The organism is Arthrobacter sp. 01N444, from assembly GCF_056399305.1.
This window is the reverse complement of the sequence record NZ_JBFTRB010000001.1, coordinates 245,962-265,428: the sequence shown is the minus strand read 5'-3', so window position 1 is coordinate 265,428 and position 19,467 is coordinate 245,962. Positions and strand designations below refer to the sequence as shown.

The following is a 19,467-nucleotide window of genomic DNA, read 5'->3' as shown; positions in this document are numbered from 1 at the left end:
TCCTGCGGGGCGGCCCGGAGCCGGCGGCGAAGCTGGTGTTTAGCCGGTCTTGGCCATCGCGTAGGCCACGGTGCCGTAGGCCAGGGCGCCGGACATTTCGGTGAGCAGTTCCGGATTGGTGTTGGCGATCGTGTCGCAGGCCTCGTGGTAGCAGGGATCCAGGTCCTTGCCCGCCACCCCGCCATAGGCCTGCGCCTGGGCCTGGGTCTTCCTCTTCTCATCCCCGGTGAACAGCCCGCCGCCGGGAATGCCGGCCGAGAGGAAGGCGTCGTAGTCCGAGCCCCCGTCAAAGGGCGTGGTCTCGGCCGGCAGCGCGTTCTCCTGGAAGTACCGGAAGAAGACGTTCTCGATCGCCTTGGACCCGGCCGGGCCGGCGTGGCCAAAGTCCGTGCCGTCCCCGTCATGGACCGAGCGGACCCCGTTGGGCGAGGCCACCATGTCCACGTTCAGGTTCGCCGCGGTCTGGCCGATCTCGGCCGCACTCAGTTCGTCGACGTAGTGCTGGGACCCGTACAGCCCGTCCTCCTCGCCGCCCCAGAACGCGAACCGGACCCGGTTGGCCGGGGTGATCCCGGCCTCCTTCATCCACCGCGCGGTCTCCAGGACGGCCGCGACCCCGCTGCCGTTGTCATCAATGCCCGGTCCCTCCTGCACGGAGTCCAGGTGCGCGCCCACCACCACGGTGTGCCCGGCGCTGCCCCCGGTGTCGGCGAGGATGTTGAAGGACTCCACCGTCTTGCCGCGGCGGCCGTCCTCTTTGAACGTGAAGCTCTGCCGCACCGGTTCATACCCGGCCGCGCGCAGCTGTTCCTCGACGTAGCGGGCCGACTCCTCATACCCCGAGGTGCCCGAGGCCCGGTTCCCGCCGTTGGCATCGGCCACCCGCTGCAGCGCCTGCAGGTGCCCCACCATGTCCCGGGACTTGAACGCCGCCAGCACCGTGCGCGCATCCACCGTGCTCGCCGGGGTTAGCTGCGGGACCGCAGCACTCGGGCTGGCGGACTCGGAGGGTGCGGCGGATTGGCTCGTCCCGCCGCCGGATTTGCTCGGTGTGCCACCTGAGGGTGTGCCAGATGGTGTGCCACCGGACGGAACGCCGGCCGACGGGATGCCAGCCGCGACACCGGAGGTACAGGCCGACGTCGAGAGCAGGACCAGGGCGAGGAGCGAGGGAAGTACGTGCTTGCGGAGAGTGATCATGCCGGGAGCCCATCACTAGTCGGTACAAGTTCGCTTGCTCCGGCTCGATTGGTCAGGACGCTCGCCACTGACGCTCCAGTAAGTCGCGGCCACCATCGCCCGGCAAATACTCCTATCAGGTCGAACCATTGTCGGCCCCGCGGCTGTAACTTCAATAGCGCCTCGCTGTGAATCTGCTGTGCAATTGGGTTGCATCAACCAAGGACCACCAGACCGGTCCGGCGCTTAACCGGGAGGGGGCGCCGCAGACAGGCTCTGCGGCGCCCCCTCCCGTGGCGGCCCTAACTGGCGGGGGTGGCCGTTAAGCGAGCAGTCCCTCCACATCCGCCGCTTTCGGGTACGCCGTTTGCGTCCCCTTCCTGGTCGCTGCCAAGGCCGCGGCAACGGACGCGAAGGCGGCAGCGGCCGGAAGTGAATCGCCGGCGGCAAGGCGCGCAGCCACGGCCCCGGTGAATGCATCGCCTGCACCGGTGGTGTCCTTGGCGTCGACCCTGGTGGGTTCAATGCGGGTGATGCGGCCCTCGACGCCGGCTCCGGAGTCCAGGACGACGGAGCCGTTCGCCCCCAAAGTGACCACAACGCGGTGCAGTCCGCGATCGGCGAACTTGTCCCGGACCGGCGCCCACGCCGCGGTGTCAGCCCCGGCGTCGGGCACGGCGGCGCCGCCCAGGAACAGCGACGCCTCATGCGCGTTCACCAGCAGGATGTCGCAGAGTGCGGCCAAGCTCGCCGGGATCTCGGCGTAGGGCGACAGGTTGAGCAGAACTGTCGCCCCGGCGTCGTGGCCCAAGCGGGCCGCGGCCTCAACGGTGTCCAGACCGACCTCGAGGCACAGGCACATCACGGACGCGCCCTCGAACAATTCGGCGGAAGCGGCAACATCCCCGGGCGCCAGTGTGCCGTTGGCTCCGGCCGAGATGATGATGTTGTTCTCACCGTGGGCGTCGACGGAAATGACGGCGACGCCGGTCGCAGCATCAGGCGTGCGGCGGACGCGGGAAATGTCCACCCCGGCCCCGGCGGTGGAGGCCAGAAGCATGGTCCCGTTGGTGTCGTCGCCCACCGCACCGATCAGCGCGACCCGGCTTCCGAGTTTGGCCGCCGCGACCGCCTGGTTGGCGCTCTTGCCGCCGGGATTGACCGCAAAGCCATTCCCGTGCACCGTTTCGCCGGGGAGGGGGAGCCTGTCGCAGTAGATGGTCAGGTCCGCATTCAGTGAACCGACGACGACGATCCGGCCAGAGTCCGGGCGGGTCATTTCGCCTCAGCTTCCAAGGGCTTGGGAATCAGGAGTGAGGCGGCGAAAGCCGCCACGGTGATGATCAGGCCCACCGTGATCGCGGTCAAGTAGGATGCCTGGGCATCGCCCAGTGCAGAAGAGGCCACCAGCGCTGCCGGCAGGACCAGGAAGCTCAGGCCGGCGCCCAGGTTGAACGCGCCGGCGTTCATGCCGGGGAGAAAGCCGGGGTTGCCAGCTGGGGAGAGGACAACGCCAAGGCCGTTCAGCATGATGTTGACCGTACCCGCGTACATGATGCCCAGCAACGCTGTTCCGGCAATCATCATGGGCAGGCTGCTGAGGCCGAAGAAGGCGATGATCGCCAGGGCCACGACGCTGCCGGCCATGCCGATCCGCAAAACTTTGGTGTAGCCGAAAACCGGGGCCAAACGGCCGCTGATGGGTCCGACAACCCAGCCCAGGAGGGCGTAGGGAGTCAGGATGATGAGTGACATTTCGGTCGGTCCCACGCCGAAGCCGGGAGCCGTGGCCTGCACGTAGGCGGGAACGATCCCGTTGATGACCGCGAAGACGCCGGTCATGGTCAGGATTGTGGTCAGCAACGGCGCCCAAGTGGAGCGCTGGCGCAGGTGGGCGGTCTCCACCATGGGCTGCCGGGAGCGCTTTTCCACCGTCCAGAACCCGAAGAAGGCGATCACTGCAACGGCGATGAGGGCAGTCGCCAGTGCGAGGGTGCCGGGGGAGAATCCGCTGACCAGTTTGGAGGCCTCGTTGAGGGCTGTGAGCAGGGCGCCGACCGCGATCACGATGAAGAAGACGCCGGGCCAGTCCATCTTGGTGCCCACCGCCGGCTTGCTCTCACCGGCCAGAACGGCGACCAGGCCCGCCGCCACGACGGCCAGCACCACCATGAGCCAGAAGATGCTGCGGAATCCGTAATGCTCGGCGAAGTAACCGCCGACAAAGGAGTCGACGCCGGCAACCCCGCCGTTGACGGCGGTGATGAGGCCCATGAGGGCACCGTACTTCCGCGGGTCACTGACGGCGGAGCGCAGCATGATCAGGCACAGCGGGACCGTGGGGCCGCTGACGCCCTGGATGATGCGTCCGACGAAGAGCCAGGTGATATCGGGAGCCATGGCCGCGATCACCGAGCCGACAGCCATCATCAACATCATGCCCAGCAGGATCTTCTTGCGCCCCACAATGTCGCTCAGGCGCGGCAGGAAGAGGGAAAACAGTGCTGCCGCGGTGAAGAACCAGGTCTGGGACAGGCCGATCACGGCCTGATCGGTGTGGAGTTCGTTGCCCATCGTGACCAGGGCGGGGCTGAGCATCGATGCGTTGAGCTGGAAGGCAATGCAGGCCGTCAACAGGGCCGCCGTGAGTGCAGCGACGCTTCGTCCCGTTGTCTTGGATTCGTAAGTCAGAGTGCTCATGAGTTGGCTCCGTTTCCTGCGCCGATGCTGACGGCGGCGGACGGGTCCACGTCGCCGATGCGCACCAGGGCGTCTGTGACGAGGTTCCAGAACTTCGCGTGATCGAGGTCCACAGCAACAGACGTGTGGCAGTCCTCCGGTGCCGGGGCGCGGAAATCGGCGACGGTCATGCCGAGCGTCAGTTGGCCCTGCAGTTCGATGTTCACGGGGACTTTGCGGGTGGTCATCACCGTGGGATCGATGACGTAGGCCACCGCGCAGGGGTCGTGGACGGGCGGGTAATCGAAGCCCTGGGCGTCCTTGTACGTCTTGGTGAAGAACTCCATCAGCTCCAGCACGAACTGGGCGGGCTTGGTACCCACGGCGGCGATTTTTTCCACGACTTCGGGGGTCGCGAGGGCCTGGTGCGTGAGGTCCAAGCCCACCATGACCACCGGCCACGGCTCGTTGAACACAATATGTGCGGCCTCGGGGTCGATGATGATGTTGAATTCGGAAACGGCGCTCCAGTTGCCTACGTGGTACCCGCCGCCCATGAGCACAACTTCTTTCACGCGCTCCACGATGCGCGGCTCCTTGCGGGCCGCCATGGCAATGTTGGTCAGTCCTGCCGTGGGCACCAGCGTCACAGTGCCAGGCTCGTGCGCCATAACAGTGTCGATGATGAGGTCGACGGCGTGGCGCGGGTCCAGTTCGATGCTGGATTCGGGCTGGGCGGGGCCGTCCATGCCGCTCTCACCGTGGATGTCGGGGGCGGTTTCGATGCTGCGGACCAAGGGCCGATCGCAGCCGGCGGCGAAGGGGACGCCGGTGATGCCGGCAATCGTGCCCACCGACAGGGCGTTGCGGGTGACCCTTTCGAGGGTCTGGTTGCCGACGACCGTTGTGACCGCGAGCAGCTCAATGTACGGATTGCCGTGAGCCAGCAGCATGGCCACGGCGTCGTCATGGCCTGGGTCGCAGTCCAGGATGATCTTCCTGGGTTCCGGTTTCAGGGTGATGGGATCCACGTAAATATCTCCACGTCGTTGGGGGTCCGCCGGGGCGGTGCGATAAAGCGTTCAGAGTGAGTTTGGCACTGTCAAGCGTCAAGCGTCAAGCGCTTAACGTAAGTGACGTCAAGCGCTTGATGTCTTGCGGCAGGTGCGATGCGTCACTCCCGGCTACGATCGAGGTATGGAATCCGGCGAACAAGTACACGAGCTTCGGGGGCGCACCCCGCGCGTCACTGCGGCGATGGTGGCTGCGCGGGCCGGGGTCTCCACCGCAACGGTCTCCCTTGTGGCCAACGGAAAGACCCAGGGGCGGGTCTCGGAGGACAACATTTCGCGGGTCCGGGAAGCCATTGCGGAACTCGGCTATGTGGTGGACAGTATTGGCAGTTCGCTAGCCAAGGGCATCAGTTCGATCGTCATTCTCGTGGCGCCGGACATCTCCAACCCTTTCTTCGCCAACGTCATTGCAGGTGTCCGCGGCGCGCTCGGCGCCGAATACCAGCTGCTGCTCTCCGTCACGGACGCCGGGGAGTTCCCGCGCGTCGACGACGTCCGCAGGCTCCTGGCTTTGCGGCCGGCCGGGCTGCTCGTAGATGCGCCCAGCGCGGAGTTCCTGGAGGATCTTTCCGTCGCTGGGCCTCTCGTTCTGCTGGACGCCCCCGGCTTGGAGTCCTTCGCCCCCTCGGTGAATCTCGACGTCGGACACGGCGCCCGCCTGCTGGCCCGGCACCTGGCGGACGCCGGACACAAACAAGCGGCGTACATGGACAGTGTGACCGGCACGGCGACCTTCGATATCCGGCGGGCGGCATTCCTAGAGGAGTCCGCGGCGCTGGGCATCACCGTGGCCACGGACCATGTCATCGGCACCACCATTGACGTCGGCGCCGCCGCCGGCGCGTTCGCCGCGGCGTGGCCGGATTGGCAGCGGGACGGTGTCACCGCCGTCGTCTGCGCCACCGATACCCATGCCTACGGCGTGCTGCAGGAAGCCAGGGTGGCCGGCGTCCGCATTCCGCAGGAACTGGCCGTGGCAGGCTTCGATGACCTGCCCTATTCGGCCACGTCCAACCCGGGCCTGACCAGCGTCCACCTTCCGGGCGACGCCCTCGGGGCCAGGGCCGGCGAACAGCTCCGCAGGGTCATGGAGGGCAAGGGCTTGGAACAGCACCAGCTGATCCTCCAGGGTTCACTGATGGTCCGCGGTTCCACGGAACCGGCCAGCACCTAGAAAACCGGACCGAGCCCACCCACGAACATCTCACCCGAGGAGTTGTCAGCATGACCAACGCAGACGCCCTGACCATCCACAATGCCCGGATCTTTGACGGACATTCGCCCGAGCTGGCGAGCGGATCCATCCTGTTCCGGGACGGGATCATCCAGGAAACCGGCGACGTCATCCCCGAAGGTGAGGTGATCGACGCCGGCGGCCGCGTCGTGGTGCCAGGGCTCATCGATGCCCACTTTCACGCGTACGCCGTGGGCTTGGGCGGCCTTGAGGTTGAGCGCTCGCTCCTGAGCTACACCGCACTGGTGGGGGCGCGCCGCTTGGGCGCCGCCGTGCGGCGGGGATTCACGACCGTCCGCGATGTGGCCGGCGGGGACAGCGGGCTGGCCCGCGCCATCCGCAGCGGCCTGGTCACGGCTCCGAGATACTACTACACGGGTCCGGCCCTCAGCCAAACCGGTGGCCATGGCGATCCCCGGTCCGCGGATCTGGATGTCTGCTTCGATCACGGTCACATGTGCGCCGTGGTGGACGGGGTAGACAACCTGCGCCGGGCAGTTCGTGATCGGTTCCGCACGGGAAGCCACGCCATCAAGATCATGACTTCCGGAGGCGTGGTCTCCCTGACAGATCCCATCCGGCTGCCGCAGTATTCAGCGGAAGAAGTCCGGGCGGTGGTGGACGAGGCCACCCGGCGCAAGAGTTACGTGGCGGCCCATGCGTATTCACCCGAGGCAATCAGGCATTCCGTGGAAAACGGGGTACGTTCCATAGAACACGGGAACCTCTTGGACCGGGACACGGCGCAGATGATGGCCGAGCACGGGAGCTTCCTCGTGCCGACGCTTGCCGCCTACGACGCCATGAGCCGAAGGGGAGCTGCAATGGGCCTGAACCCCGTTTCCCAGGCCAAGAACGCCGAGGTGCTTGAGGCCGGCAAAATTGCTGTGGAACTGGCCCTGCAGGCCGGAGTCAAGGTGGGCTTCGGATCCGACCTGATGGGGGACCTTGAGGATGATCAGCTTGTCGGCATTCGGCTGCAGATCGAGGCGGCAGGCGTCTTGGAGACGCTGAGATCCCTTACCTCAGTAAACGCAGAGCTCCTTCAGGACCCAAGCATCGGGAGCATCGGCGCTGGAATGGCGGGCGATGCCGTGATTCTGGACGGCGACCCCTTTGTGGACCCGGCAGTTCTCTGGGACCACAACAGGTCGAGGACTGTTATCCACGACGGGCGCATCATTCGGTGACCCGGGAGATGCCCGGGCGGGCTCAGGAGGGCCGGCGTTAGGGGAGCTCGCGGGGCAGAAATCTCGTTGTTTCTTAAAGCAATACAACTGTTGACTAGTGAGCAACTTCACAGTTACAGTTGCGAAACCGAAAAGCCGCCGGAAGGCGGACTCGAGATCTCCAGCTGGAATGGATGGCGCGCGCGAACCGCAGCTGTCACTTCTCCTTCTCTCTTCACTTCTTCTCGCTTCACTGCGTCACACGCAATCACACGCACCGCACCCCGCCACGCCCGCAATCCTGCACGCCCTCTTTTGGCGTGCCCGCGTCCATGAGAGGCACTTCCCCCATGACAGCATTCCGTTCCACTCCCTTTGACCGCAGGCAGCTCCTCAAGGCGGCAGCGCTGACGCCATTTGCGGGTCTGGCGCTCTCCGGCTGCGCGGCGAAGCCCGCCGAAAGTGCCGCTGCCAACAAGACGGTGACCGTCACGTCCTATGGTGGCTCGTACAACGACCAGCTGACCCAGACAATCCTGGACCCGTTCTCCAAGCAGTCGGGGATCCAGACGACGCTGCTGGCCAACACCTCCCTGGCCGCGCTCAAGGCCCAGGTCCAGTCCGGCGACGTGCAGTGGGACCTCGTGGAAATCACGGCGCCGGAGTATGAGGTGGCCGTGGCCGAGGGGCTGCTGGAGAAGTTCGACTACGACATCATCAGCGACAGGGGCCTGCCCGGATACGCGAAGGCTGAATACGGCATCAAGTACCTGAGCTTCCTGTTTGTCATGGCCTGGGACCAGAAGGTCATTTCCGACGCGCAGGCCCCGAAAGACTGGGCCCAATTCTTCGACCAGGGCAAGTACAACACCAAGCGCTCGGTGTACAACCAGCTCTCCGACAGCTCCGTCCTGGAAGCCGCGCTGCTGGCCGACGGTGTCCCCTTCGACAAGATCTACCCGCTCGACGTCGACCGGGCCCTTAGGGTCCTGGGCCAGCACCCGGGCAAGGACCGGCTTCTGTACCACGCCGCCAACCAGGAGCCCATCCAGCAGCTCACCTCCGGCGAGGTCTCGCTCTCCACCAGCTTCAACAACCGCATTAACGCAGCCCGCAACGACGGCGCGAAACTGAACTTCTCCGCCGAAAACGCCGTCCTCGCCGGCGACTACTTCGTGGTTCCGAAGGGCGCCAAGAACAAGGAAGCGGCCTTCAAACTGATGAACTTCATGTCCAACGACGCCGAGGCCGGCGCGGCGTTCGACAAGGTCACCAACCTGACCCTGGCCAACACCCCGGCGCTGTCCAAGCTGCCGAAGGAAATCGCCGACACGCTTCCCACCAGCCCCCGGCTCGCGGACAAGATCCTGGTCCGAGACGACAAGTGGTGGTCGCAGAACCTGAAGAAGACCGAGCAGCAGTTCAAGCTCTGGCAGGCCAGCTGACATGAGCAACGCAACCCTCGAACGGCCCCGGCCGCGGGGCCGCGGCGCGCCTGCCTCCGCCGAGGCAGCACCCCGACGGCGGCGCAGCGGCTGGTGGCTGCTGCTGGCTCCGATCCTTGCCTTCGACGTCGTGCTGTTCCTGACGCCGCTGGGCAAACTGGTCGGCGCAAGCTTCGCCGACAACGCCTACCAGCGGGTCCTCGAGGACCCGCTAGTGATGCGCGCCCTGGTCAACACCCTGACCATCAGCCTGGCCAGCACCATTGTCACCGTGGTGCTGGGCTACATCATCGCCATGGTCCTGTGGCGGGCCGGCAACGTCACCCGGGTGATCCTGTTCGCCGTCGTACTCCTGCCGTTCTGGACCGGCATCCTGGTGAAGAACTTCGCCTGGGCGGTCCTGCTCCAGGACAACGGCATTGTGAACGCATTCCTGCAGGGAATCGGGCTGACCGGTGCGCCGATCCCGTTGCTGCACAACCGGTTCGCCGTGATCGTCGGCATGGTGCACTGCCTCCTGCCGTACGCGGTGTTCCCGATCTTCTCCTCGCTGACATCGATCGATGACCGGCTCGGACTCGCGGCCCGCTCCCTTGGCGCGCGGGAAGGATCCGTCTTCCGCAGGATCACGCTGCCGCTGAGCATGCCCGGCATTTCCGCGGCCGGGCTGCTGGTCTTCATCATCAGCACAGGCTTCTTCATCACCCCGGTGGTGATGGGCGGGCCCGGCGACATGATGATCGCCAACCAGATCGACTACTACGCCCGACAGCTCACGGACTTCTCCGGGGCCGCTGCGCTGGCCGTCATCCTGACGGTCATGGTCAGCATCCTCGTGGCCGTCTACCAGCGCGTCCTCAAGGCAGGAGGCCAACATGAAGACAACTAATCCACAGCACCGGCTGCTGGCGCTTCTTTCCATCCCGGCCTTCCTGTTCCTCGTCATTCCGACGGCGATTGTGGTGCCGGTCGCGCTGAACGACAGCCGCTACATCACCTTCCCGCCGGAGGGAATCTCCTTCGCCGCCGTGGCCGGATTCTTCGCCGACCGGGCCTGGACCTCCGCCCTGACGGCCAGCCTGCAGTCGGCGGCGATCGCCGTCGTGATCGGCGTGCTGCTGGGCGCCACCGCGGCGATCGGCCTGCACGGGCGCAAGTTTCCCGGCCAGCCCGCCGTGGTGAGTCTGATCCTCGCGCCGATGATCGTGCCGACCGTGGTGCTGGCGCTGGCGTTCTACCAGTTCTTCATCTCGATCGGCATGGTGGGCAGCATCGTCCCCATCGGCCTTGCGCACGCCGTGATCGCGACCCCCTATGCGTACCTGACCACCCGCGCCAGCCTCGCCGGGCTCAACCCGGCCCTGGTCCGGTCGGCGCAGAGCCTCGGGGCCGGACCGCTCTCCGTCCTGCGGCACGTGTATCTGCCCATCATCCTGCCCGGCCTGATCTCCGGGGCGCTCTTCGCGTTCTCGGTCTCCATCGATGAGACGGTGATGTCCCTGTTCATGCAGTCCCCGGGGGCCACCACGTTGCCGGTGAAGATGTTCACGGATATCCAGTTCAACCTGACCCCGAAGATCGCGGTGTCCTCCGCCCTGCTGGTCAGCGTCGCCACCATCGGGCTGCTGCTCCAGGTCTTGTTTGTCCTCAAGCGCCGCTCTTCAACCCGGATGCTGCCGCTGGCCGTGTCCGCACAAACGTAAGGAAAGTCGATGACCGCATCAGTGATTTCCGCGGGGCCCATTCCCGGCACGGGCAGGGCCGCCCAGGGCGCCATTGAGCTCCGCCAGGTCAGCAAGCACTACGGCGACGTCGTTGCCGTGGACGAACTGGACCTGACAGTCCAGCCGGGGGAGTTCGTGACCCTCCTGGGCCCAAGCGGCTCCGGCAAGACGACCACCATGATGATGGTGGCGGGGTTTGAAGAACACACCGCCGGAGCCATCCTCATTGACGGCAAACCCGTGGACATGCTGCCGCCCCGGGACCGCAATCTCGGTATCGTGTTTCAGAACTACGCCCTGTTCCCGCACATGAGCGCGCTGGAAAACGTGGAGTTTGCGCTGCGCATGAGGAAGGTGCCGCGCGCGGAACGCCGCCAGCGCGCCGAGGAAGCTCTCGACCGTGTGGGACTGGGCAAGATGGGCGGGCGCAAGCCGCGCCAGCTCTCCGGCGGACAGCAGCAGCGGGTGGCGCTGGCCCGGGCACTGGTCTTCAACCCGGCGGCCCTGCTGCTGGATGAGCCGATGGCAGCCCTGGACAAGCGCCTTCGCGAGCAGATGCAGGAGGAGATCAAGACCCTGCAGAAGGGCCTGGGCATCTCCGTGCTGTTCGTGACACACGACCAGGACGAGGCCATGGCCATGTCGGACCGGATCGTGGTGATGCGGGACGGGCAGATCGTGCAGTCCGGCCCGCCGGAGGAGGTGTACAACCACCCCATGACCGACTGGGTGGCCAGCTTCCTGGGCGACACCAACCTCATCCCGTGCACCATCGTGGAGCGCAACGGCGAGGAAGCCGTGGTGGACCTCGGCGGGCTGGGGATGGCAAAGGTCCGGGACCGCGGGGCAAGCGGTGAGAACTACGCCGTCTCCATCCGCCCGGAGCACCTCAAATTCAGGACACGGGCCGCGGCGGGCAACGGATGCGCCGCGACCCTGGTGTCCTCCACGAATCTTGGCGCCACGGTCCGCCACCGCCTCACGGCCGGCGGCCACGACCTCCAGCTCCGTGAGCTGAGCTCCGACAGTGTCGCCGGGATCCGGCCGGATGAGGAGCTGTGGGTGGGCTGGGACGCGGACAAGGCCCAGCTGCTGGTCCTGGAGTCCTGACCGCGGGATGCTGTGACGGCCGGGCAGCTTCCGGCATCCCCTCCGCGGGACATGCCCTCCTCGGGCGCCCGGGGATGGACATATGCCCACTATGTCCATCCCTGAGCCGCGCCGGGGGACGTGTCCATTCCTGAGGGGGGGACATGTCCACTGCTGAGCGCCGGCAGGGGGCATGCCCTCGGCCGGACACGTTAACTCTGGCCGGCAGTACTCAGCCGAACTCTTTGATGAAGTCCAGGGCGGTTTGGGCGACTTCAGGCCAGCCGTGATCGATCGTGAGAGAGTGGCCGCGGTCCGGCAGCTCCTTGATTGCCGTGTGCGCCGAATTTCTTTTTTGACGCTTGTAGGACGCATTGGCGATGGCCCACGGCACTGTGTGGTCTTTCTCCCCGGAGATGATCAGCAACGGCCCCCGATCCGGATTCTTCGTGTCGACCTTGGCCTCGGTGAACGGGTTGAGGTTTGCGGTTGCAGCCTGGAACAGAGGCACGCCAGAGGCCGCGACATGAAAGGTGTCAAACAATTGACGGGCTTCGTCCTCGTCCAGGGCATTGGCCCAGCCGAAACGGAATTCGTCAAAAGTCAAAGACACTGCACGCTTTGCGTTGGCAGGATTCGCGATCACAGGCGCTGCTGACTTTAAGGCGGAGGCCGGCAGCGGCAGGACTCCCCGGAACGGTGCGGGATCGATCGCCACCGTGACTGCGGCGGCTCCGGTTCCGGCGATCCTCTGGGCGATGAGTCCGCCGAAGGAATGCCCCACGACAGCGGGCTTGATGGTGAGCTGGCCAATCGCGTCGAGGTAGTGGTCCGTGACTTGCCTGACCATCTTCTTGGCAAAGACCTCCGGGTCGCGTCTGGCCTCATCGACGCTTTCGGGATCATCGGGCCACGTGGGGGCGAGCGTGGTGTAGCCGTTCTCCTCATACAGGGCCCGCCACCGGTCCCAACTGCTGGACAGGAGCCACAGTCCGTGGACGAAGACGACGGGTTTGAGGCCGGAAGCGTTCGCCCGGTCCACCTGCTGTTGCTCGAGGTTCGTCATATCAGCCATGGCGCTCATCCGTTCGCGTGTGCATCGCGGGTCGTCGGTGGGGGACGCGGGGACGTCCTCCCGCAGGCACGAGTATGCCTGCGGGGCATGGCGAAGGCAATGCCTTTGCTGAATACCGGCACGGGCTGCGGGCCACGTGGCACCCGGGGTACGCCTTGCCGGTCAGCGACGCGGAGTGCAGCCATGGTTTGCGGTCCGCCACGCGCACCGGGCCCCAAACCCGTGGCTTGTCAGGACCGGCCCTACAATGGTCTCGATGATGCCAGGACATATAGCAGCTGCTGACGGAAAGAACGTGCTGAGCATCAGTGCGGGCATCATCACATCCGTCTGGCAGCCGGGCACGTTTGTTGATGTCGACGATGCCAGGGACGCGATGCTGGCCGTAGCGCAGATCAGCGGCGGAATACCGATGCCGATGCTCTCCGAAATGACGGACGTGGAGATCAGCGCGGCCGCCAGGTACGAGTTCGCGCAGACAACAGGGGTTCTGGCGATTGCCGTGCTTGGATCGAGCACAGTGGATCGTGTGATCGCGGCGGCCATGAGCCGGCACACCCGCTACCCCCACGAATTCTTCACGTCCCGGGACGAGGCCATGGCCTGGCTGAACAACTTCACCTCCAGCGGCCAGTCCGGTGGATACACGGACGGCATATCCGCCCTGGCGTGACAGTGCCGGCCTGCCCCGGTTAGGCCTTGTCCACCGTAAAAGCCGCCCCGGCCTCCTTGACTTGCTGGTTGGTCGCGGCCCAGCTGGCCAGCAGCCGCAGCGCATCTTCCGACGCGGAGCCGGGCTCGGCGTTGTAGACCAGCAGGGACAGCCCGGCGTCGGCGGAGACGTCCATTGCCTCGTACATCAGGTGGAGATCCCCGACCACCGGGTGGTGCAAGTGCTTGAGCCCGGTGTAGTGCTGGCGCACGTTATGCGCCGCCCACAAGGTGCGGAATTCCTCGCTCCGCGTCGATAGTTCCCCGACCAGGTCGGTCAGCCCGCGGTCGTAGGGGTCCCGGCCGGCCTCGGTGCGCAGGATCGCGACGGTGTCGCTCGCCGCACGGCCCCAGTCCGGGTAGAAGCTGCGCGATCGTGCGTCCAGGAAGATGAACCGGGCATGGTTGGCCGGGCGGGCCGGACCCGCGTACATGTCCGAATACAGGGCATGGCCCAGCGGGTTGGCCGCAAGGATGTCCATGCGTCCGTTCCGCACAAAGGCGGGCGCGTTGGCGATGGCGTTCAGCGTCAGCTGAACGCTGCGCCGGACGGACTCCGCGGGACGGGGACGACGGCGGGTCCGGCTGCCCGGGGCCGCTGCCCGGGCCAGATCGAAGAGGTGGGCCCGTTCGGCGTCGTCGAGTTGCAGGGCCCTGGCCACAGCGTCCAGCACCCCCTCCGAAACGCCGGACAGGTTTCCCCGCTCCAGCCTCGTGTAGTACTCGACGCTGACGCCGGCCAGCATGGCGACTTCCCCGCGGCGGAGTCCGGGGACCCGGCGTTTCGCGCCGTAGATCGGCAATCCCGACTCTTCGGGGGTGATCTTGGCCCGGCGCGAGGCAAGGAACTCGCGGGTCGCCTCTCGATTATCCATGCCATCAACGTTAGGCCTTTGGGCTCTCTGAGGGAGGCCCTGCCAGTACCCCTATCAGCAGGGACTCCCTCACGGCTGCGTTACCGGGTTTGATGGATGGTGTTCCGTTGAACAACCCCCAACGATCAACAAGCAGGAGATTCATTGCCTACCGTCAACGCTTACGCATCACCGTCCGCGACCGAGCCGCTCGCCCTCACCACCATCGAGCGCCGCGACGTTGGACCGCACGATGTCCTGATCGAGATCAAGTACGCCGGGATCTGCCATTCCGATATCCACACTGTCCGCGGCGACTGGGGCCCGCAGACCTATCCGCTGGTTCCCGGCCATGAAATTGCCGGCATTGTCACCGAGGTGGGCACGGCCGTGACCAAGCACGCCGTCGGTGACCGGGTCGGCGTCGGCTGCATGGTCAACTCCTGCGGCGAGTGCGTCAACTGCCAGGCCGGCGAGGAGCAATACTGCCTCGCCGGGAACACCGGCACCTATGGCGCCGTCGACCGTGACGGCACCATCACCCAGGGCGGCTACTCCACCCACGTCGTTGTGACCGAAGATTTCGTGGTCACCATTCCCGAGGGCATCGAGCTCGACGTCGCCGCGCCGCTGCTGTGCGCCGGCATCACCACCTACTCGCCGCTGAACCACTGGGGCGCGGGTCCCGGCAAGAAGGTCGCGATCGTCGGACTCGGCGGACTCGGCCACATGGCGGTCAAGATCGCCCACGCCATGGGCGCCGAGGTCACGGTCCTGTCGCAGTCGCTGAAGAAGCAGGAAGACGGGCTGAAGCTGGGCGCGGACCATTACTACGCCACGAGCGACGAGAACACTTTCACGGACCTTGCCGGCACTTTTGACCTGATCATCAACACGGTCAGTGCCGCGATCGACATCAGCTCCTACCTGCAGCTGCTGACCCTCGACGGCGCACTGGTCAACGTCGGCGCCCCCGCGGAACCGCTCCCGGTGAACGCGTTCGCCCTGATCATGGGCCGCCGTTCCTTCGCCGGCTCGATGATCGGCGGCATCCGGGAAACCCAGGAAATGCTCAACTTCTGCGCCGAGCACGGCCTGGGCGCCGAAATCGAGGTCATCCCGGCCGCGAAGATCAACGACGCCTACGAGCGCGTCCTGGCCTCCGACGTCCGCTACCGCTTCGTGATCGACACCGCGACCCTGAACTAGGACGCAGCAGCGCACGAAGAACCCCGGGAGTGGGCGGACGCGGCCTCCGGTCGCGCCCGCCACCCGACAAAAACACCCTGTGAGGAAATGACAGTGGAAATCCAAGCCAGGAAGCCAAGCGTCAAGGGACCGGCGCAGATGTTCACCGGCGACGTCTGGTTTGACGTCGTCGCGGCCCCGCAGCCCGAACCGTCCCGCATGCGCGTCAACGCGGTGCACTTTGCCCCGTGCGCCCGCACGGCCTGGCACTCGCACGCCGTCGGACAGACCCTGCACGTCACCGAAGGTGTCGGCCTGGTCCAGGCCCGCGGCGGCGAAGTGACCGAAATCCGCCCCGGCGACACGATCTACACGCCGCCGGGCGAATGGCACTGGCACGGGGCCGCGCCGGACCATTTCATGACCCACCTCGCGATGTGGGAAGCGCCAGCAGAGGGCGCGGAGTCCGAGTGGGGTGACCTCGTGACCGACGAGGAATACAACGGTGCCAAGTAGCACGACCGCCAGGCAGTTAGCGCGGCTGCGCTAAAACATCCGGCACGCCGGGCACCGTGTGGGCTATTGCCCGGGGGCCCGGTACGACGGCGTCTTCTTGGCTGCCGCGTCGAGATCCTCTGCTGACATGAGCGGTTTCATGTGCAGGTTCACGGCGCCGGTGGAATTGATCATCAGTGACAGGGCGACGGCGTCGGCCTGGTCGGGGATATCGAAGACTCCGACAACGTCGGTCTCCCCGAAAGCGTAGTAGAAGCTTTCCAGCGAGCCGTCCACCGATTTGAGGGCTTCGACAACGGCATCACGCCGTTTGGTGCCGCCCTCACGCATGAGTCCCTTGATTCCGTCGCCGACGTAGTTCGCTTCGAACAGATATTTGCTCATCGTTTTTCCTATCCTGTGTTCGCCCGGGACATCGGCATCCGAACGTGTGCCCGCTCCCAACGATGGAAGGTCCGAGGCTGGCCCCAGAGTGGGGGTCTGCCCACATGCTAGGCCTTCCACTTCACCCTTACAACGGTTCATTTGCGGCCACAACCGGGCTCCGGGCGGTCCGGCACTACCGCCGGCCGGAGGACAGGAACATAATCGGCGTATCAACCCGTACGGACAATGGAGGCGATCGACGTGTCTGTTTATACGCTCGGAATCTGGCTGGTGCATCCCGGCCGCGAGAACGATTTTGTGCAGGCCTGGCGGGATCTGGCCAGGAAGACGAAGGAAGACTTTCCCAACGCCAAAGCCGTGCTGATGCACGATCGCGACGTCAAGAACAGATTCATCAGCACCGGCCCGTGGGAGTCCCTGGAACAGATTGAACAGTGGCGGGATTCTGCCCTGTTCAAGCAGGGCCTCGAGGCAATGAAGGACATGCTGGAGCATTTCGAGGCGCGCACCCTGGACGAGGCCGCGAGCATCGGGTGGGATGCGACCGATATGTGAATTTACCGGGAACCGGGTCGCCGCCGGCAGCGCGGCGCGCGTTCCCGCCGGCTAAGCGGCCTGCAGCGCCTCGAGTACGGCGGCCAACAGGACATCGTTCCGGCCCCAGACGGGGTCGAAGATTTCCACGTACCAGGCATCCGCCAGGACCAGGGCCAAGGTCTCATTGGTCTCGGCTGCCCAGTCCCTGAGCTGGTCCTCCCCAACGGGCCCCTCGCTGCTGCCGAGCAAGGTCGCGACGTCGTCGTCCTGTACGGTCACCGGGATGGAGACGCTGCTCGCCTCGCCGGGGTCGTGGACGACCGTCACCAGGCCGGTCCGTGCGGACAGGGCCAGGAGTGCCGTCGCCGCCTCCGGGCCGCAGAAGGCCGTCACGTAGGCGCGCTGCGCGAGGCCCCCGGCCTGAACGCCCGGCTGCGATTCCTTGGTGAAGAGCCCGTTGCGGTTCAGCCGGGCGAGCTCTCCGGCGATGGCCGCGGTCTCCTCGTCGAACCCGGGCGCGAAGACTCCCGGCTGGTATTGGCTGTTGCCCTCCAGCCAACGGGCGGTCAGTTCGCCGGCCGCCGGGATCGTGGAGGCCTGCCGCCAGACTTCGCGGTCCGCGAGAAGCCGGCCGAAGCTGTCCCGTTCCGTCGTGAACCTGGCCTCTGACATTTAGGCCTCCTGTGCTGTGGGGTGCGGGGTGGACTGCGCCGTGAGATGTGGGGTGGGGTGCGTCTGCGGGGCGTGGTGCTGCAGGAGGACGGACAACCGTTCGCAGCTGATCCGCAACGCCTCCAGTTCACGCCGGCTGTAGTCCTCGATGATCGCACGGATCCGCTCGGTGAGGTGCTCGTCGTCGACCTCGAACTCATGGTTCAGCGTGACCACGGAGAGCCCGTCCGCCGGCAGGATCGCCCAGTCGCCGCCGAGCTCCCGGAACGGGGGCTCGAGGTCCAGCTGGTGGAACTGGGCGCGGTGGCTGGCGGTGTCAAAGACGCGCCAGCAGTGGCTTGAACTGAGTGAGCCGTTGGACACCACGGACGTGCGCAGCTCGTGGCCGGCGTCGTCGCCGCTGACGCGCTCCGAGTACACCGTCAGGCCCTCGAGGTAGGGCCAGTGTGAGGCGTCGCGCAGCATGCTGAAGACAAGGTCCGCCGGGGCGTTGATGCCGAGCCGGTGCGTGGTCCGGTGCGTTTGCTGGTGCGTGCTCACTGACAAGTTCACCCCTCCTGTGTCGTGCTGTCACCTTGCAGGTCTTCTATGCAGGCTAGGCCAGTTGCGGCCTGCCGTGAACAATTCCGTCCCGTCGCGTCACGCAGGGCAATCTTCGGTAACACAGGGCGTCCGCAGGCAGCGTCCGCGGACGCCGGATGAACGGGTATTAACGCCTGTATCCCTTGGTTTCACCCGGTTTCACGGCGCTTTGACCGGCTCTCCCGGGCCCCGGATAGTTGCTGGCACCAGCACCATTTCAGTCCACTCTCAAGGGGAGAACATGTCCAGTCTTTCGCTTAAATCAGGCGCCGCGGTCGCGTTGGCGGCCACCACTGTCCTGGGTCTGGCGGCCTGCTCCGATCCCGGCGCCGCCGCTGCCGGCGGCCCGTCGGCAGCGGCGTCGTCGTCCACCGGGGTGAAGCAGTTCAACCTCTCGCCGCAGCAGGACCGCGTCAAGGCCACGGTGGATGCCGCGGCCGCCGCGCTCGTCCCGGAAGCCATTAAGAAGGACGGGAAGCTGACCGTGGCGGTGAGCCCGTTTGCGGCGCCGCTGGCCGTTTACGCCACCGACAACAAGACCCCGGTGGGCAACGAGGTGGATATCGCCGTCGCTCTGGCCGAGTCCCTGGGCCTGGAGGCAGACATTGTCCCGACGGCCTGGGCCGACTGGCCGCTCGGCGTCGATTCCGGCAAGTACGAGGCTGTGCTCTCCAATGTCACCGTCACGGAGGAGCGCAAGCTCAAGTTCGACTTCGCCAGCTACCGTGAGGACAAGCTCGGCTTCTACGCCAAGGCGGACAGCAGCGTCACCAAGGTCGAATCGGCCCCGGACGTCGCCGGCAAGCGCGTGATCGTCGGTTCCGGCACCAACCAGGAGGCAATCCTGCTGCGCTGGGATGAGGAGAACAAGAAAAACGGCCTCAAGCCCGTGGAGTTCCAGTATTACGACGACGACTCCGCCTCCCAGCTCGCCATCCAGTCCGGACGGGCGGACCTCACGTTCGGCCCCAACGCCACGGCGGCCTACAAGGCGGCCTCCGACGCCAAGACAAAGCTCGTCGGCCTGGTCGACGGCGGCTGGCCGCTGAAGGCCAGCATCGCCGTCACCACCAAGAAGGACAACGGGTTTGCCGCAGCGGCCCAGGCCGGACTGAACCATCTGATCCAGGACGGAAGCTACGCCAAGATCCTGGACCGCTGGGGGTTGTCCGCGGAAGCCGTCGCGAAGTCGGAGCTGAATCCGGCGGGCTTGCCGAAGAAGTAGCCCGCCCTAAATCCAACGCGGGGTCACATCGCGCCCATCCCGGAGAGGATTATGGGCGCGATGTGACCCCGCGTTGGTTGTCTGAACGGTGCCGAAAGCCAACGAATCCCCGCCGGGAACGTCTCCGG

20 protein-coding genes are annotated in these 19,467 nt (G+C 66.0%); 11 read left to right on the top strand and 9 right to left on the bottom strand.

From position 1 onward, the window contains the following. Positions 1 to 39: 39 nt before the first annotated feature. From AC1DKN_RS01240 to uriH, 4 genes are all read right to left on the bottom strand, one after another. Positions 40 to 1,200 (bottom strand): M20/M25/M40 family metallo-hydrolase, encoded by a 1,161-nt coding sequence (locus tag AC1DKN_RS01240; protein WP_476870242.1) that lies wholly within the window; start codon positions 1,198 to 1,200, stop codon positions 40 to 42. A gap of 301 nt (positions 1,201 to 1,501) precedes the next feature. Next, entirely contained in the window at positions 1,502 to 2,458 is a 957-nt protein-coding gene (locus tag AC1DKN_RS01235) for a ribokinase (protein ID WP_476870241.1), read from the bottom strand. Further along, complete coding sequence (uriT, locus tag AC1DKN_RS01230; protein WP_243178258.1) at positions 2,455 to 3,879, bottom strand: uridine transporter UriT; 1,425 nt, start codon at positions 3,877 to 3,879, stop codon at positions 2,455 to 2,457. Before uriT ends, AC1DKN_RS01235 begins: the two co-directional genes overlap by 4 nt. Then, entirely contained in the window at positions 3,876 to 4,889 is a 1,014-nt protein-coding gene (uriH, locus tag AC1DKN_RS01225; RefSeq protein WP_476870240.1) for a uridine-preferring nucleoside hydrolase UriH, read from the bottom strand. The genes uriT and uriH overlap by 4 nt, the downstream gene beginning before the upstream one ends. A 166-nt stretch (positions 4,890 to 5,055) precedes the next feature. Here uriH and AC1DKN_RS01220 point away from each other — a divergent pair, with 166 nt between their 5' ends. The 6 genes from AC1DKN_RS01220 (at position 5,056) to AC1DKN_RS01195 (ending at position 11,613) form a co-directional block, all read left to right on the top strand. After that, a complete protein-coding gene (locus tag AC1DKN_RS01220; protein WP_243178260.1) occupies positions 5,056 to 6,105 on the top strand; it encodes a LacI family DNA-binding transcriptional regulator in 1,050 nt (349 codons plus the stop codon). A 50-nt stretch (positions 6,106 to 6,155) separates the two neighbouring features. Beyond that, the gene (locus AC1DKN_RS01215) at positions 6,156 to 7,355 is read left to right on the top strand and encodes a metal-dependent hydrolase family protein (protein WP_476870239.1); all 1,200 of its coding nucleotides are present in this window, start codon (positions 6,156 to 6,158) and stop codon (positions 7,353 to 7,355) included. A 329-nt stretch (positions 7,356 to 7,684) separates the two neighbouring features. Beyond that, positions 7,685 to 8,779, top strand: coding sequence for an extracellular solute-binding protein (locus tag AC1DKN_RS01210; RefSeq protein ID WP_476859553.1), 1,095 nt, complete (start codon positions 7,685 to 7,687; stop codon positions 8,777 to 8,779). 1 nt (position 8,780) lies between these two features. After that, the gene (locus AC1DKN_RS01205) at positions 8,781 to 9,668 is read left to right on the top strand and encodes an ABC transporter permease (protein ID WP_476856077.1); all 888 of its coding nucleotides are present in this window, start codon (positions 8,781 to 8,783) and stop codon (positions 9,666 to 9,668) included. Next, positions 9,655 to 10,482 carry an ABC transporter permease gene (locus AC1DKN_RS01200; RefSeq protein ID WP_476870238.1) on the top strand — a complete coding sequence of 276 codons (828 nt, stop codon included), beginning with the start codon at positions 9,655 to 9,657 and terminating at the stop codon, positions 10,480 to 10,482. Before AC1DKN_RS01205 ends, AC1DKN_RS01200 begins: the two co-directional genes overlap by 14 nt. Positions 10,483 to 10,491: 9 nt before the next feature. Continuing rightward, entirely contained in the window at positions 10,492 to 11,613 is a 1,122-nt protein-coding gene (locus tag AC1DKN_RS01195; RefSeq protein WP_476870237.1) for an ABC transporter ATP-binding protein, read from the top strand. Positions 11,614 to 11,824: 211 nt separating this feature from the next. Here AC1DKN_RS01195 and AC1DKN_RS01190 read toward each other — a convergent pair whose 3' ends face one another. After that, positions 11,825 to 12,667 (bottom strand): alpha/beta hydrolase, encoded by an 843-nt coding sequence (locus AC1DKN_RS01190; protein ID WP_476849961.1) that lies wholly within the window; start codon positions 12,665 to 12,667, stop codon positions 11,825 to 11,827. A 256-nt stretch (positions 12,668 to 12,923) separates the two neighbouring features. Between AC1DKN_RS01190 and AC1DKN_RS01185 the strand changes: the two genes are divergently transcribed. Beyond that, on the top strand, positions 12,924 to 13,340 hold the full coding sequence (locus tag AC1DKN_RS01185; RefSeq protein ID WP_476849960.1) for a DUF7793 family protein: 417 nt from the start codon (positions 12,924 to 12,926) through the stop codon (positions 13,338 to 13,340). A gap of 19 nt (positions 13,341 to 13,359) precedes the next feature. Here AC1DKN_RS01185 and AC1DKN_RS01180 read toward each other — a convergent pair whose 3' ends face one another. Continuing rightward, the gene (locus AC1DKN_RS01180; protein WP_476849959.1) at positions 13,360 to 14,253 is read right to left on the bottom strand and encodes a helix-turn-helix transcriptional regulator; all 894 of its coding nucleotides are present in this window, start codon (positions 14,251 to 14,253) and stop codon (positions 13,360 to 13,362) included. 144 nt (positions 14,254 to 14,397) lie between these two features. On the opposite strand from AC1DKN_RS01180, the gene AC1DKN_RS01175 reads away from it, so the two are divergent. Beyond that, complete coding sequence (locus tag AC1DKN_RS01175) at positions 14,398 to 15,441, top strand: NAD(P)-dependent alcohol dehydrogenase (protein WP_476849958.1); 1,044 nt, start codon at positions 14,398 to 14,400, stop codon at positions 15,439 to 15,441. Between the two features lie 87 nt (positions 15,442 to 15,528). Further along, positions 15,529 to 15,936, top strand: coding sequence for a (R)-mandelonitrile lyase (locus AC1DKN_RS01170; protein ID WP_476856078.1), 408 nt, complete (start codon positions 15,529 to 15,531; stop codon positions 15,934 to 15,936). Between the two features lie 63 nt (positions 15,937 to 15,999). Here the strand turns inward: AC1DKN_RS01170 and AC1DKN_RS01165 are convergent, their stop codons facing one another. Beyond that, on the bottom strand, positions 16,000 to 16,320 hold the full coding sequence (locus AC1DKN_RS01165) for a GYD domain-containing protein (protein ID WP_028275942.1): 321 nt from the start codon (positions 16,318 to 16,320) through the stop codon (positions 16,000 to 16,002). Positions 16,321 to 16,548: 228 nt separating this feature from the next. Here AC1DKN_RS01165 and AC1DKN_RS01160 point away from each other — a divergent pair, with 228 nt between their 5' ends. Next, positions 16,549 to 16,878: an antibiotic biosynthesis monooxygenase family protein gene (locus AC1DKN_RS01160; RefSeq protein ID WP_028275943.1), complete on the top strand. Its 330-nt coding sequence runs from the start codon at positions 16,549 to 16,551 to the stop codon at positions 16,876 to 16,878. 51 nt (positions 16,879 to 16,929) lie between these two features. Here AC1DKN_RS01160 and AC1DKN_RS01155 read toward each other — a convergent pair whose 3' ends face one another. Then, the gene (locus tag AC1DKN_RS01155; RefSeq protein WP_223914749.1) at positions 16,930 to 17,532 is read right to left on the bottom strand and encodes a DUF6919 domain-containing protein; all 603 of its coding nucleotides are present in this window, start codon (positions 17,530 to 17,532) and stop codon (positions 16,930 to 16,932) included. Further along, entirely contained in the window at positions 17,533 to 18,072 is a 540-nt protein-coding gene (locus AC1DKN_RS01150; protein WP_476849954.1) for an SRPBCC family protein, read from the bottom strand. A 283-nt stretch (positions 18,073 to 18,355) separates the two neighbouring features. Here AC1DKN_RS01150 and AC1DKN_RS01145 point away from each other — a divergent pair, with 283 nt between their 5' ends. Further along, a complete protein-coding gene (locus AC1DKN_RS01145) occupies positions 18,356 to 19,339 on the top strand; it encodes an ABC transporter substrate-binding protein (protein WP_476870236.1) in 984 nt (327 codons plus the stop codon). Positions 19,340 to 19,467 lie beyond the last annotated feature (128 nt).